This is a genomic window from uncultured Barnesiella sp., assembly GCF_946496565.1.
Taxonomy (GTDB): Bacteria; Bacteroidota; Bacteroidia; order Bacteroidales; family Barnesiellaceae; genus Barnesiella; species Barnesiella merdigallinarum.
Map to the genome: position 1 here is coordinate 45,723 of NZ_CAMMHD010000019.1, position 13,949 is coordinate 59,671.

Here is a 13,949-nt window from a genome sequence, read left to right on the forward strand (position 1 = left end):
ATGCCTAAAGTTAGCGTAATTATTCCTATTTATGGAGTAGAAAAGTATATAGAACGATGTGCAAGAAGTCTGTTTGAGCAAACTTTGGATGATATCGAATTTATATTTGTAAATGATTGTACACCGGATAATTCTGTTAAGGTGCTTGAAGATACACTTTCCAATTATCCTGAACGAAGACACCAAGTTCGAATATTTAATTTACCTCAAAATATGGGGGCTGCACAGGCTCGTAAAGTTGGAATCTTTGCTGCAAGAGGGGAATATGTGATACATTGTGATAGTGACGACTGGGTTGATATTCATATTTATGAAATCTTATATAATGAAGCAACTGTAAAAAAGGCAGATATAGTTATTTGTGATATGTATAAAGTTGATAGTAAAACTCAAGTTCAGTATACTCAAACTGTTAGTTATAATAAAGATAGATATTTAAGAGACTTAATTAGTCGAAAAACTACATGCTCTATATGTAATAAATTGGTAAGTAAATCAATTGTTCAGTCTGATAAGATAATATATCCGGAGAGTCATATGTTGGAAGATCAACTTTTATGTGTTCAATATGTTTTCTACGCATCAAAGTATATTTATATTCAAAAGCCGTTATATTATTATTTCGTCAATTCTTTATCTGTATGTCATCGTTTATCGGAAGACGCATGTAGAAGGAGAGCAATTGATGCTCAAAATAATATAAACTTATTACTTACATTTTTGCAACGCAAAGGACTTTTGAAAGAATATAGACACGAAATAGTTCGGTTAAAATATACTCCTCGGGTTTTTATTTGGCCGTTATTGCTCGATAATCCCAAGCACTATCTTCCCTTATGGAAAAGTTTTTATCCTGAAATAAATTGTAAATATTTTTTTACAAAAGGTATATCTTTTATATTGAAATTCATCTTTTTATTGGCTATCTTGGGAATATATCCAGTGATATATAAAATTTTAAAACGATAATGATTCCGAAGAAAATTCATTTTTGTTGGTTGAGTAATGACGAATTTCCATCGTTAATTCAATATTGTATAGATACATGGAAAAGAGTATTACCAGATTATGAGATAGTGCTTTGGGATACAAAGCGTTTTGATATTAATTCTGTAGATTGGGTAAAAGAGGCCTATGAAGCTAAAAAATACGCTTTTGCAGCTGATTATATTCGTCTTTACGCAGTTTACACAGAGGGTGGTATATATTTGGATTCGGATGTTGAAATGGTAAAATCATTTAACGATTTGCTTGAAAACAAGACATTTATTGGATTTGAGGCTGCAACAGGTTCTGTCGAAGCTGCTATTTTTGGAGGAGAACCTGGAACGGAGTGGTGTAAAAAAGCAATGGAATTCTATCATGATAAGCATTTTGTTATGGATGAAGTTGGAGGAGTGAATTTAAATATTACAGCTCCTGTGATTGTCAAAGATGCATTATGTAAAACGTATCCCAATTTCCCGACACAACTGCCTTCTAAAGCAATACTCGTAAATCATGTAATATTAGTATGTCCGACATACTATTTTTCCCCAATTAAATATGATATAGAAAAGAGTTATAGTTATAAAAATAAAATAGCTAACAGTTATCGTGAAAATCCGGAAACATACTGTATCCATCGCTTCAATGCAGCTTGGGGAATAAAACCGGCAAGGATAATTCAGCTATGGGATATTTTTAAGAAAGTAGGTGAGTCCCTTTTAGGAAAATATTTTATAAACTTTATTCCTAAATGTTTTAGATTTTTCAAACAAAAATTGTATAAATAATTGTAGATGATTTTTTAGTGATTCTAGTATGCTTGATACATTCCCCAGTTTTCTAAATAATTATGAAAAGAGAAAAATATATTGATTTGGTTAAGGGTTTTTCTATATGGTGTATTGTTTTGTTGCATTATGTGAAAAATGTATTCCCTAATGAATTCAATGTTTTTGTTGGATCTTTTATGATAACAGCATTTTATGTTACTTCTGGCTGGGTGGCAGCAATGTCTCAATCATCACGACATACAACAATAAAAGAATTTATTAAAAAGCGGTGGAAACAGTTGGGTATGCCTTATGTATGGTGGACTGTTATTATTCTTGTTTTTGATATTATTTTATTGGGTTTCAGATATTATGATTTTCGATATATAGAAATAGAATTATATAAAGCAATTACACTTCGTGGTATTGGAACTTTATGGTTCCTCCCAGCATTGTTTGGTGGAGAAATTATTTGGTATGGATTGAAAAAACAGAATAAGATATGGTTAATACTCATAGCCCTTGTTCTAACGATTTGTTATCAATATTTTTACACCCAATTTTTGGGAGATAGAACAGAGCTTATTTATCGAATTATTGATGCGCCATTTCGTACTATTAGTAATATTTTGGGTGCTTGGGTCGGCATAGCTTTTGGATATATTTCGTATGTTATATTACATAGAAACGTATTAAAATCATCAAATATTACGATGATGACTTTGGGTATAATACTTTGTGTTTTAGCATTTATTTCTGCAAATTATTTACCAGCAATTCTGTCTCCTTTTTGGAGTTTATTTGCTCCATTATTAGGACCATTGGGATTATTGTTGGTTGCAAAATCTGTACAACAGATTGAAGGTCTAAATTTTTATGATTATTGGGGTAGAAATTCATTGAATTTGATGGTTACACATTATTCTATTACTCTTGTTTTATTCTCTATTGTAATTGAGCAAGAATTTGGAATACCTTTTGATGGTTGGATTACATTGTTGTGCTTTGGATTATCTATTCCTATTCAATACCTTTTTGTTTTTGTAATTGGAAAATATGCAAGGGTTACATTGGGAAAATAATCGTTTATTTTCATATATTACGCCACAAAATATAGCTAGTTTTATCTTAGTGCTATTTTGTATTCAATATATACCACTAGAAAGTAGGGAAGGCGTTAGTTATTTAAAACTATTCGTTTCTGCATTATGTCCTGTTATAATCTTAATATATTCGCCAAAGATAGGACGGACAATGCTTTTGTTTTTAGTATATTATATTACCATAATTGTTATGGCAGTTATGCATCCTGAATCATTACGATGGAGTACTATTATATTTATGGCAACCTTTATTGTGACATTTATCGCATTCTATAATTTAGTTGTCATAGAACAAGTTTATACAAAAGAATATTTTAAACGATTGATTGAAAGATTAATCCTTGCTTATACTATCGTATTAGTTATGCAACAGTTCTTTATACTTATTGGGGTACGAATATTCCCTTTGATTAACTTGGTGCAATTTTTAGATAGAGGAATCGGAGCAAATTCTTTAACATATGAACCATCTTCAGCCGCAATTATTTTGTCTTTTGCTATGCTCTCACTTATTAGAATGATAGAGCTGGATTATAATCGCAAGTTATCGTTAAAAGAAATATTTAGGGAGTCCAAATGGCCTTCTGTCGGTTTTTTATGGTGTATGGTTTCAATGGGAAGTGGCTCTGCATTTATTGGATTAGCTATTCTCTTATGTTATTTTATTCGGCCTCAGTATTATATATCAACAGTTCTTTTGGCTATTGTCGTTTATTTTTGTATTATGTATATTGATTTTGTTCCATTGCAAAGAGCCAAAGATTCAGTTTTGGCATTTATTACACTTGATAATCAAACTGTTGCCATGGCTGATGGTAGCGCCGCAGCAAGAATAATACCTATTGTTAATACATTGACTAAATTGGATTTAACTTCTGTGGATGGCTGGCTGGGGCATGGGGTAGATTATGGATTAAGTGAAGGTCTCTTTAGTGATATAGTAATGGTTGGAAATATTGCGGATTATGGTTTTATAAGTTTTCTAATATTGCAAATAATTGTTTATACAAGTATGATTCGAAGAATTTTCTCTCTTGAATCTCTTCTTTGGGTAGGATTAGGTATGGCGACATTAGCAAATGTCCCTATTAATTGGGGGGCCATGATGATGTTCACTGCAGTTAGATATTTTCAAATTCAAAAGGCCAATGGATGTTTCGATAATCATAGTGAATTATAATACAAAATATTTATTAGCTAATTGTTTATCTACGATTTTTGATAACACAAAGGATGTGAGTTTTGAAATTATAGTGGTAGATAATGCCTCCCAAGATGATTCAAAGGAGTATATATGTCAACATTATCCGAGCGTGAGATGGATAAGTAGTAAAGAAAATTTAGGATTTGGTCGGGCAAATAATTTAGGCGCAAAGTATGCTATTGGTCAATATTTATTTCTGTTAAATTCAGATACATTATTAGAAAATAATGCGGTTAAGATATTCTGGGAATATATGCAGAAGCATAGTAATCAGAATATAGGAGTATTGGGTGGATGGCTACTAGATGAAAACAAGAAGCCCAATAGATCATTCGGGTTCTTTCCTAATGCGAAAAACGAAATAAACTATTTACTGAAAATTCATCATTTGCCCATATTGAATGATATTGTATTAGAGAAAAATGTAGATTATATAGTAGGAGCAGATTTATTCATCGCAAAGAAACTTTTTGATCAGTTAGATGGTTTTGATAATAATATTTTTATGTATTATGAAGAGACCGATTTGCAATATCGAATAGCATTGCTTGGGTTGTGTAGAAGAATTATCCCAGGTCCTTGTATTATTCATTTAGAAGGTGGTAGTTTTGAAAATAAAGGGCTTTCTTTTAGCCGTTTTTTGATGGCTCAAAGTAGTTATAACTATTATATGAGAAAAAATTTTCATGGTTTTAGCTATTACTATAATCGCTTTATGTTATGTTTAATACGTCTTACTATTTTTATAACTACAAATTGGACGTTTTCAGAAAAACTTAAGGCATATCGTTTGGTATTATCAGGTAAATAAAATGAAAAATATTTTAGTCTTAGCATATCAATTATCTCCGACCAAGGGATCTGAATATTCAGTAGCATGGAACTATGTGATACGTATGTCGAAATATAATCGATTAACAGTCCTTTATGGTGCATCAGGTGAGCATTTAGGAGATTGTAGTGAAATGGAAGAATTTGCTCAAACAAATATTTTACCTAATGTTACATTTATTTGTATAAAACCAAGTAATTGGACCAATGCATTAAATTGGTGTAATCGCCATAATTTCCTTAATTATACATTTTATATTGCTTATAGATCATGGCAAAAACAGGTGTATAAAGTGGTAAAAAAATTAGTTCAGAACGAAAAGTTTGATTTAATACATTTTGTAGGGCCAATAGGATATCGAGAACCAGGATATTTGTGGAAAATAGATTTACCTTATATATGGGGGCCGATTGGAGGTGCCAACAAAGCATCTGTCATATTATTATCAAAATCGCCGATTTCTGCAAAATTAAAGTTTTTAATTCGAAATCTTTTGAATGAGTTACAACTTAAATATTCTTTACGACTCAAAAAAGCATTAACAAGGACTGATTTATTGTTGACTGCTATATCTGAGAATCAAAAGATTTTCAAAATAAGATTTAATAAGAATAGCATCTATTTACCAGAAAATTCAATAGCAACAAATATATATCTAAATACTTTGAAATTTGAAAATTGTACAAGGTATCGTATAATTGTTATTGGCCGCTTAGAGGCAGGGAAAGTGGTTAATATTTTATTGGAAGCTTTGACGATGATAAAAAACAAAGAAAAAGTAGTCGTAGATATTGTTGGAGATGGACCAGAACGACATTCTTTGGAATCTTTTGCTCAAAAACATCAACTTCAATCGATAATTAAATGGCATGGGAAACTACCTCGAGAAAAAGCGATAGAGCTTTTTAATAGTGCTCATTTGCATGTTATTACTAGTGCTAAAGAAGGTAATCCTACTACTATATGGGAGGCAATGAGCTATGGTGTACCGACTATGAGTTTTGATCATTGTGGTATGCACGATACAATATGTGATCGATGCGGCATTCTTATCCCAATTCATAGCTATGAGCAATGTGTCAATGATTTAGCCGATAAAATAGATGGTCTCTTGGAGCATCCAGACCGATTTGAGCAACTTGCAAATGGTGTAATAGAATGTGCTCAAAAATTCACTTGGAATACTCGTGAAAAAATTTTGTTGAGCTGCTATGATGAAGCCATAAAGAACTTTCATAACCGATGAACAAACTTGTCTGTTTTCATCTCTTTAACGACTACAGCGGTAGCCCAAAGGTGTTGAGACTGGTGTTGGGTGAGTTGGCCGAAAGAGGAGTAAATATCGATTTGGTTACTTCGTGCGGTGACGGGGCACTGAGTGACCTGTCGCAATGGTCGAATGTGCAGATAAGCAGCTATGCCTATCGTTTCTCCGATAATCCGTTGATTACGATGGGACGTTATTTGTGGGTGCAGTTCTATACCTTTTGTCTTGCTTGGCGCTATTTATTCAGTAGAGGTACTGTATTTTATGTGAATACTATCTTGCCGGTCGGCCCTGCGCTTGCCGGTCGGTTGATGGGGAAGCGAGTGGTATATCACTATCACGAAAATGCCTTTGTGAAAGGGGCTTTTTATAAGCTACTGGCTCGAGCCATGCAGGCTTTGGCTTCGGAGATTGTTTGTGTGTCGGCTTATCAGCGTTCGTTTTTGAAGCGGGAGAAGAATGTGTATGTGGTTCCGAATGCAGTTCCTCGTGGCTTTGTCGAGCGGTTATGTCCCAATCCGGAGGCCGCATTTGAGCGGAAGCGTGTACTGATGCTCGGTTCGTTGAAACGATACAAAGGTACATTGGAGTTTATCGAGTTGGCTCGACGACTGAACGACATTTCGTTTGAATTGGTGCTGAATGAGACTCCCGAAAATATTGCCGTATTTTGGCAGGATAACAAGATTGAGAATTTGAAAAATCTGGAGGTGTATCCTCGCCGAAACGATGTGGTGCCGTTTTACAATCGGGCTTCTGTCGTGCTGAATTTGACCGACAAGACCCAGGCTATCGAGACTTTTGGTCTGACGGCGTTGGAGGCCCTGTCGGCCGGGTTGCCAGTCGTCGTTCCTACGGTAGGCGGCATTGCCGAGTTGGTGGATGATGGGTATAATGGTTATAAGATCGATGTCCAAGAGTTGGATCGTATAGCCGATTGCATAAGGAAAATACTCAGCGACAAAGCGCTGTATGTATGTTTGTCGGGCAATGCGTTGAACTGTTCGAAACGCTATGATGTCCGTTCGATGATAGAGCATATCGTCGCGTGTATAGAGAAATAATCGAAGAACACTATTTTAACCATATTTGAAGACTACTACCGAGTTAAGGTTAGTAGCGATTCTTTTTTTACCCTGATTTTATGAAAAAAGTAGCAATCGTGGGCACGCAAGGTGTTCCTGCGAGTTATGGCGGTTTTGAAACGCTGGTCGAGAATATCATTGGCGACAACTGTCCGTCGGATATTCAGTATACGATTTTTTGCAGCAGTAAGGATATTCCTCGGGAGCCGGGGGCGTTTTATAAGGGCTGTATTTTGAAATATATTCCCTTGCATGCCAATGGTATGCAGAGTATCCCGTACGATATTTGGTCGTTATGTAAGTCGATGAGGGGGTATGACTGTGTACTTGTATTGGGTACCTCGGGTTGCAGTTTTCTGCCAGTCTTTCGGCTGTTTTGTCATAAGCGTTTGGTAGTTAATATCGATGGGTTGGAGTTCCGTCGTGCCAAGTGGGGACGAGTAGCCCGGTGGATTCTTCGCTTTTCGACGACTATGGCAATTCGTTGGGCCGATGTGATTATCTCGGATAATAAAGGAATACAGGATTATGTGACCGAAACCTATCACCGTAAATCGGTTCTTATTGCTTACGGAGGCGACCATGTGCGACGCGAGGTCAGTGAAGAGTTTCAAGACAAGTGTCTCACCGGGTATGGCTTGCAGCGTGGAAAATATGCCATCACCGTTTGTCGAATAGAGCCGGAGAATAACTGCCATGTCACGTTGGAAGCTTTTGCACAGAGTGGTAAAAAGCTGGTGTTCATCGGTAACTGGAAGCATAGCGAGTATGCCCGGAATCTGCGTGAGACGTATTGCAAATATCCGAATATCGTTCTGCTTAACGGCATCTATAATCTTGATATATTGTATGCTTTGCGGGCCAATGCCGAGATGTATATTCATGGTCATAGTGCCGGAGGTACCAATCCGTCGTTGGTCGAGGCCATGTTTTTCGGTCGTCCCATCATAGCCTATGATGTGGTTTATAATCGCGAAACGACACGAAATGAAGCATATTATTTTACTGATGTAGAGAGTCTGAAGACTCTTATCGCACGGCAGGACTTGTGTGGCGATAAGATGAAACAGCTGGCCGAGTCGGTATATACCTGGAAAACTATTTCTCAGCAATATTGTTCGCTGTACTGATGTCCCGGCTTTGACGCTGAAGCTGTTAGAACAGTTTATTGGAGTGGGTCTTGAGAGTCGATTCAGACTCTTGAGGCCCATTTCTATTTTCAGTCACATAGATAAAAAAGAAAGAGCTCGATATTGTATCGAGCTCTTTCTCTGGTAGGGGTATATCGTTCTTGTTACTTGCGATAGTCGGCCATCATTTCGGGTTTGGAGTGGGCGATGAAGGCTGCGTGTTTGGTTACCTCGGCCTCACCGAAGTTGATGTATACCTCGGCTGAGTGGCGGAACGATTCGTTGCGTGTGGTATCGGCGAGCAGCAGGTGACCCATGATGATGTGTCCGGCCATTTCGACCATGCGGCGAGCCTGGAAGTCGATGTATTCGTTGTCTTTGGTTTCGGTAACCGATTCGACAGCTTTTACATAGGCCTCTTTCATGGCTTTGAGGCGGTCGCGCAGGGGCTCCAGTTCGGGAGCGATGGCGGCAGCCTCGTAGGCTTCGATCTGGTGGAGGAAGGTGCCGGTGGTCACGTGGCGGATAGCGGCTACTACCTGCAGCTGGGTGGTACCTTCGTAGATCGAGGTGATGCGGGCATCGCGGTAGATACGCTCGCAGGCGTAGTCTTTCATAAAGCCCGAACCGCCGTGTACCTGCACGCAGTCATAGGCGTTCTGGTTGCAGAATTCGCTCGACATGCCTTTGGCCAGAGGGGTGAAGGCATCGGCCAGTTTCTGGTAGGCTTTCATCTCGGCACGTTCTTCGGGCTCGAGCGAGCGCTCTTTGGCAATGTCCTCGTAAGTCTTGTACATGTCGACGAAACGGGTCGTCTCGTAGAGGAGCGAACGCGATGCGTCGAGTTTGGCTTTCATCAACGAAATCATTTCGTATACGGCGGGGAACTCGATGATGGGTTTGCCGAATTGTTTACGGTCGCGGGCGTAGGCGATGGCTTCGCGGTAAGCGGCCTCGGATACACCTACCGATTGGGCGGCGATACCCAGACGGGCTCCGTTCATCAGGGCCATTACATATTTGATAAGACCCAGCTTGCGGCTGCCGCAGAGCTCGGCTTTGGCATTCTTGAACACGAGTTCGCAGGTAGGAGAGCCTTTGATACCCATCTTGTTCTCGATGCGGCGAACCGTTACGCCGCCGCTGTTGCGGTCGTAGATGAACATCGACAATCCGCGGCCGTCTTTGGTGCCTTCTTCCGAACGGGCCAACACGAGGGCAATGTGGCCGTCGCCGTTGGTGATGAATCGTTTCACACCGTTCAGATACCAGCAGCCGTCGGCTTCGCTGTAAGTGGCTTTGAGCATGACGGCCTGGAGGTCCGAACCGGCATCGGGTTCGGTCAGGTCCATGGCCATGGTTTCACCGGCGCATACGCGGGGCAGGTATTTCTGTTTCTGCTCTTCGCTGGCAAATTCGTAGATGGTCTCGGCGCAGTCTTGCAGACCCCAGATGTTTACGAAACCGGCATCGGCGCGGCTCACCATATCGGCTGCCATGATGTAGGGCACGAGCGAGAAGTTGAGGCCGTTGTAGCGGCGGGGCATCGAGATACCCATCAGGCCGGCTTTTACCAGGGCGTCGAGGTTCTTCTGCGTACCTTTGGCATATACTACGTGGCCGTCGACTACGTGGGGACCCTCGTGGTCTACGTCTTCGGCGTTGGCAGCTACGATTTCGCCGCTGATTTCACCGGCGATTTCGAGCACCTTTTCATAACTGTCCATGGCGTCTTCGAAGTTGAAGGGCGCATAGTCGTATTTTTCGGCATCGGAGTAGTTCCGTTCCCGTAAGGCCACCAGCTTCTCCATGAGCGGGTGGTGCAAGTGATGTTTCAGATCACTGTTGTCTAAAAAGAAATTAGCCATATTTTGTTTTTACTTTTTCATATATGAATGAAACCTCCTTTTCTCGCGGCTTTCTTCGGCCGGAGGTCTTCTCGCGGCACGGCTATGGTGGCAGCGTGTGCGATTATTTGGAGTTCTTCTTGTAGTATTTGATCAGTTTGGGAACTACCTCTTCGACCGTACCGGTGATTACATAGTCGGCTATCGTGTTGATAGGAGCGTTGGGATCACTGTTGATCGAGATGATGATCGAGCTGTCCTGCATACCGGCGATGTGCTGGATTTGTCCCGAGATACCGCAAGCGATATAGAGTTTGGGACGTACCGTTACACCCGTTTGGCCGATTTGACGGTCGTGTTCTACGAAGCCGGCGTCGACGGCGGCACGCGAAGCACCTACCTCGGCACCCAGCGTAGCAGCCAGGTCGAAGAGCATGTCGAAGTTCTCCTTCGAGCCCATGCCGTAACCACCGGCTACGATAATCGAAGCGCCCTTGATGTTGGCTTTCGATTTCTCCATCTGGCGGTCGATAACCTCGACTACGAAGTCGGTATCGGATACATATTTTTTCGGGTCGAGTTTCACTACCTCGCCTTTGTAGTTGGGGTCGTAAATCTCTTTCTTCATCACACCCTCGCGCACGGTTGCCATTTGCGGGCGGCACTCGGGGTTGACGATGGTGGCCACGATGTTACCACCGAAGGCGGGACGAATCTGGTACAACAGGTTTTCGTAGGTCTTGTTGTTTTTCTTGTCCTCGTGCGGGCCGATTTCGAGAGCCGTACAGTCGGCCGTCAGACCGCTATGGAGCGACGACGATACGCGCGGACCCAGGTCGCGGCCGATGCTGGTGGCACCCATCAGGCACACTTGGGGTTTCTGTTCCTTGAAGAGGTGAACCAGTACCGAAGTGTGGGGAATCGAGGTGTAGGGATAGAGGCGGGGATCGTCTACGGTATAAACCGTGTCGGCCCCGTAGGGGAATATCTGTTTCTCCACGCCGTCGAGGTTGCTGCCGATGACGAGGGCTTCGAGTTTACAGTTGAGTTGATTGGCCAACGAACGACCTTTGGTGAGCAGTTCGAGGCTCACATCGGCGATAATGCCGTCTTCTATTTCGCAATATACAATCAGATTGTTCATAATCGTTAGTTTTTTAGTTCATAGTACACGGGCATTAACCAATGGTGTGATTGGCGATCAACTCTTTTACGAGGTCTTCGATTTCGTTGTCGGCTGCCGTGAGCTGCTTGCTTTCTTTGGCTTGGAATACTACGTTTTGTACGGCTTTCACCTTGGTGGGCGAACCGGCGAGACCTACCTGCGTGAGGTCGGCATCGACATCGTTTACACTCCATTCGTAGAGGTTCAGGGCCGGACGCTCCTCGTAAAGCTTGAGGCACTCTTCGCTGAGACCCTGTTTTTCGCTGGGCGTCTTGGCATATTTGTAGCGTTGCACGAGTTTGGCGTTGCGGGGACGGCATTCGTCGGCCGAACCGTTTACGGTGATGACGGCGGGCAGGGGTACCGTTACGGTCTCGACACCACGCTCGAGACGACGTTTAACGGTTGCTTTGCCGTTCTCGATTTTGAGTATTTGCTCGGCATAAGTCACTTGGGGGATACCCAGCTTCTCGGCCACCTGAGGACCTACTTGAGCCGTGTCGCCGTCGATAGCCTGACGACCGCCCAGAATGATGTCGTAGTCTTTGATTTTACGCACGGCACATGAGAGGGCGTATGAGGTAGCCAGCGTATCGGCACCGGCAAAAGCGCGGTCGGTAAGCACGATACCACCGTCGGCACCGCGGAAGAGACCTTCGCGGATAATCTCGGCCGCACGGGGAGGACCCATCGTGAGCAGGGTAATCGTTGAACCCGGATTCTGTTCTTTCAGTTGCAGAGCCTGTTCCAAGGCATTCAAATCTTCGGGGTTGAAGATAGCGGGCAGGGCGGCACGGTTGATGGTTCCGTCCTCTTTCATGGCATCTTTCCCCACATTTCTGGTATCGGGCACTTGTTTGGCCAATACTACGATTTTAAGACTCATAATTTAATGTGAGATTTATGATTTATAAATATTCTTATGTTTTGTGTCGTATTATTGCTGACTTGCAAAATTACAAAAATGATTGTTATTATCAATCTTTTAGCGGAAAAAACCTCCATACCTCCACGCGACAGGGCTGTATCGGGCGGTGGTATAGAGGTTTAGGCCTTTATCCCGTAGGGGGGACGGTGCCTATTCGTAGCTGCTGCCGTCGAAACAGTGTGTGCAGATGCACTCCTTGGGCAGACCTATCGATTCGACCAGGGTCTCCAGCGGGTTGAATTTGAGCGATGTAATCTTCAACTTCTTGCAGATGCAGTTGACCATGCAGTTGTATTGAGGCGAATGGGTGCGGGCGTATGCCTCGATGTTCTTGTCGGGGTCGCCTTCGAGCTCGGCGATGGTACGCCGGGTGATGAGCTCCATTTCGCTCTTCGAGGCGGTGAAGTTGAGGAACTTGCAGGGGTAGAGCAGGGGCGGGCAACTGATGCGCATGTGCACCTCCCGGGCGCCGTAGCGGTAGAGGTCCGATACGTTGTCGCGCAACTGGGTGCCCCGCACGATCGAGTCGTCGCAGAATACTACCTTTTTACCGTTGAGCATGGTCTTGTTGGGAATCAGTTTCATCTTGGCCACGAGTTCGCGCATGGCTTGGTTCGAGGGGGTGAAGCTGCGAGGCCAGGTGGGGGTGTACTTGACAATACCCCGTTGGTAGGGAATCTGTTTGCCTACGGCATAGCCCAGGGCCATGCCTACACCCGAGTCGGGGATACCCGACACGAAGTCGGCTTCGATGTCGTCGCTTTTGCCCATCTCGAAACCGGTGTGGAAGCGCATCTCCTCGACGTTCTTCCCCTCGTATTCACAGGCCGGATAGCCGTAGTATACCCACAGGAACGAGCATATCTGCATCTTCTTGCCGGGCTGGGCCAGGGTTTCGTAACCGTCGGCCGTGAGGCGCACGATTTCGCCGGGGCCTATGTTGTAGCAGAGTTCATACCCCAGGTTGGGGAAACTGCAGGTCTCCGACGACACGGCGTATCCGTTCTCTCCGCGGCCTATCAGGATGGGGGTACGGCCGTACTTGTCGCGGGCGGCGATGATGCCCTGTTCGGTGAGCAGCAGCATGGAGCAGGAGCCTTTGATTTTCTCCTGTACCAGGCGGATACCCTCGACGTAGTCTTTGCCCTGGCTGATAATCATCGACACCAGTTCCGACTGGTTGATGATGTTGTTGCTGTGTTCGCTGAAGTGGTTGCCGCTGGCCAACAGCTCTTTTTCGAGCTCTTCGACGTTGTTGATTTTGGCCACGGTGACGATGGCAAATTTGCCCAGGTGACAACTGATGATGATGGGTTGAGCGTCGGTGTCGCTGATGACGCCGATACCCGAGTTGCCTGAAAATTCGGGCAGTTCGGCCTCGAACTTCGAGCGGAAATACGAGTTCTCGATATTGTGTATCGCCCGTTTGAATACGCCGTTGCCGTAGGTCACGATACCGGCGCGTTTGGTGCCCAGGTGCGAATTGTAATCTACCCCGTAGAAGAGGTCGGTTACGCACGATTCTCTCTTTATAGTACCAAAAAATCCTCCCATAGTATTGTGGTAATGGTTATTGTTGTGTTAAAATGAACAGAGCGAGAGGGCGACGATGCCCTCCCGCTCTGCGGAAT

Annotated in this window: 12 protein-coding genes; 8 read left to right on the forward strand and 4 right to left on the reverse strand. The window is 42.9% G+C overall.

Features of this window, described 5'->3' with window-relative positions; all coding sequences use genetic code 11:
* The 8 genes from Q1K76_RS10245 to Q1K76_RS10280 all read left to right on the forward strand — a co-directional run bounded on the left by Q1K76_RS10245 (position 1) and on the right by Q1K76_RS10280 (position 8,378).
* Positions 1-969: a glycosyltransferase family 2 protein gene (locus Q1K76_RS10245; RefSeq protein ID WP_300133090.1), complete on the forward strand. Its 969-nt coding sequence runs from the start codon at positions 1-3 to the stop codon at positions 967-969.
* Positions 969-1,775, forward strand: coding sequence for a glycosyltransferase (locus Q1K76_RS10250; RefSeq protein WP_300133093.1), 807 nt, complete (start codon positions 969-971; stop codon positions 1,773-1,775). Before Q1K76_RS10245 ends, Q1K76_RS10250 begins: the two co-directional genes overlap by 1 nt.
* Before the next feature lie 62 nt (positions 1,776-1,837).
* A complete protein-coding gene (locus tag Q1K76_RS10255; protein WP_300133096.1) occupies positions 1,838-2,839 on the forward strand; it encodes an acyltransferase family protein in 1,002 nt (333 codons plus the stop codon).
* Positions 2,814-4,040: a hypothetical protein gene (locus Q1K76_RS10260; RefSeq protein WP_300133099.1), complete on the forward strand. Its 1,227-nt coding sequence runs from the start codon at positions 2,814-2,816 to the stop codon at positions 4,038-4,040. The genes Q1K76_RS10255 and Q1K76_RS10260 overlap by 26 nt, the downstream gene beginning before the upstream one ends.
* Positions 4,009-4,875, forward strand: coding sequence for a glycosyltransferase family 2 protein (locus tag Q1K76_RS10265; protein ID WP_300133101.1), 867 nt, complete (start codon positions 4,009-4,011; stop codon positions 4,873-4,875). Before Q1K76_RS10260 ends, Q1K76_RS10265 begins: the two co-directional genes overlap by 32 nt.
* 1 nt (position 4,876) lies before the next feature.
* On the forward strand, positions 4,877-6,142 hold the full coding sequence (locus Q1K76_RS10270) for a glycosyltransferase (RefSeq protein WP_300133103.1): 1,266 nt from the start codon (positions 4,877-4,879) through the stop codon (positions 6,140-6,142).
* A complete protein-coding gene (locus Q1K76_RS10275; RefSeq protein WP_300133105.1) occupies positions 6,139-7,227 on the forward strand; it encodes a glycosyltransferase family 4 protein in 1,089 nt (362 codons plus the stop codon). Before Q1K76_RS10270 ends, Q1K76_RS10275 begins: the two co-directional genes overlap by 4 nt.
* Positions 7,228-7,307: 80 nt before the next feature.
* Entirely contained in the window at positions 7,308-8,378 is a 1,071-nt protein-coding gene (locus Q1K76_RS10280; protein ID WP_300133107.1) for a DUF1972 domain-containing protein, read from the forward strand.
* 164 nt (positions 8,379-8,542) lie between these two features.
* Here Q1K76_RS10280 and Q1K76_RS10285 read toward each other — a convergent pair whose 3' ends face one another.
* The 4 genes from Q1K76_RS10285 to Q1K76_RS10300 form a co-directional block, all read right to left on the reverse strand.
* Positions 8,543-10,246 (reverse strand): acyl-CoA dehydrogenase family protein, encoded by a 1,704-nt coding sequence (locus Q1K76_RS10285; protein ID WP_300133109.1) that lies wholly within the window; start codon positions 10,244-10,246, stop codon positions 8,543-8,545.
* A 103-nt stretch (positions 10,247-10,349) separates the two neighbouring features.
* Positions 10,350-11,369 carry an electron transfer flavoprotein subunit alpha/FixB family protein gene (locus Q1K76_RS10290; RefSeq protein WP_087409535.1) on the reverse strand — a complete coding sequence of 340 codons (1,020 nt, stop codon included), beginning with the start codon at positions 11,367-11,369 and terminating at the stop codon, positions 10,350-10,352.
* Positions 11,370-11,403: 34 nt separating this feature from the next.
* Positions 11,404-12,276, reverse strand: coding sequence for an electron transfer flavoprotein subunit beta/FixA family protein (locus tag Q1K76_RS10295; protein ID WP_087409536.1), 873 nt, complete (start codon positions 12,274-12,276; stop codon positions 11,404-11,406).
* A 192-nt stretch (positions 12,277-12,468) separates the two neighbouring features.
* Positions 12,469-13,872: an amidophosphoribosyltransferase gene (locus Q1K76_RS10300; protein WP_087409537.1), complete on the reverse strand. Its 1,404-nt coding sequence runs from the start codon at positions 13,870-13,872 to the stop codon at positions 12,469-12,471.
* Between the last annotated feature and the right edge of the window lie 77 nt (positions 13,873-13,949).

Bases quoted from the DNA above. Each gene is read 5' to 3' on its own strand.
- Q1K76_RS10245 (WP_300133090.1), top strand. From the start codon at position 1: ATGCCTAAAGTTAGCGTAATTATTCCTATTTATGGAGTAGAAAAGTAT.
- Q1K76_RS10250 (WP_300133093.1), top strand. From the start codon at position 969: ATGATTCCGAAGAAAATTCATTTTTGTTGGTTGAGTAATGACGAATTT.
- Q1K76_RS10255 (WP_300133096.1), top strand. From the start codon at position 1,838: ATGAAAAGAGAAAAATATATTGATTTGGTTAAGGGTTTTTCTATATGG.
- Q1K76_RS10260 (WP_300133099.1), top strand. From the start codon at position 2,814: ATGCAAGGGTTACATTGGGAAAATAATCGTTTATTTTCATATATTACG.
- Q1K76_RS10265 (WP_300133101.1), top strand. From the start codon at position 4,009: ATGGATGTTTCGATAATCATAGTGAATTATAATACAAAATATTTATTA.
- Q1K76_RS10270 (WP_300133103.1), top strand. From the start codon at position 4,877: ATGAAAAATATTTTAGTCTTAGCATATCAATTATCTCCGACCAAGGGA.
- Q1K76_RS10275 (WP_300133105.1), top strand. From the start codon at position 6,139: ATGAACAAACTTGTCTGTTTTCATCTCTTTAACGACTACAGCGGTAGC.
- Q1K76_RS10280 (WP_300133107.1), top strand. From the start codon at position 7,308: ATGAAAAAAGTAGCAATCGTGGGCACGCAAGGTGTTCCTGCGAGTTAT.
- Q1K76_RS10285 (WP_300133109.1), bottom strand. From the start codon at position 10,246: ATGGCTAATTTCTTTTTAGACAACAGTGATCTGAAACATCACTTGCAC.
- Q1K76_RS10290 (WP_087409535.1), bottom strand. From the start codon at position 11,369: ATGAACAATCTGATTGTATATTGCGAAATAGAAGACGGCATTATCGCC.
- Q1K76_RS10295 (WP_087409536.1), bottom strand. From the start codon at position 12,276: ATGAGTCTTAAAATCGTAGTATTGGCCAAACAAGTGCCCGATACCAGA.
- Q1K76_RS10300 (WP_087409537.1), bottom strand. From the start codon at position 13,872: ATGGGAGGATTTTTTGGTACTATAAAGAGAGAATCGTGCGTAACCGAC.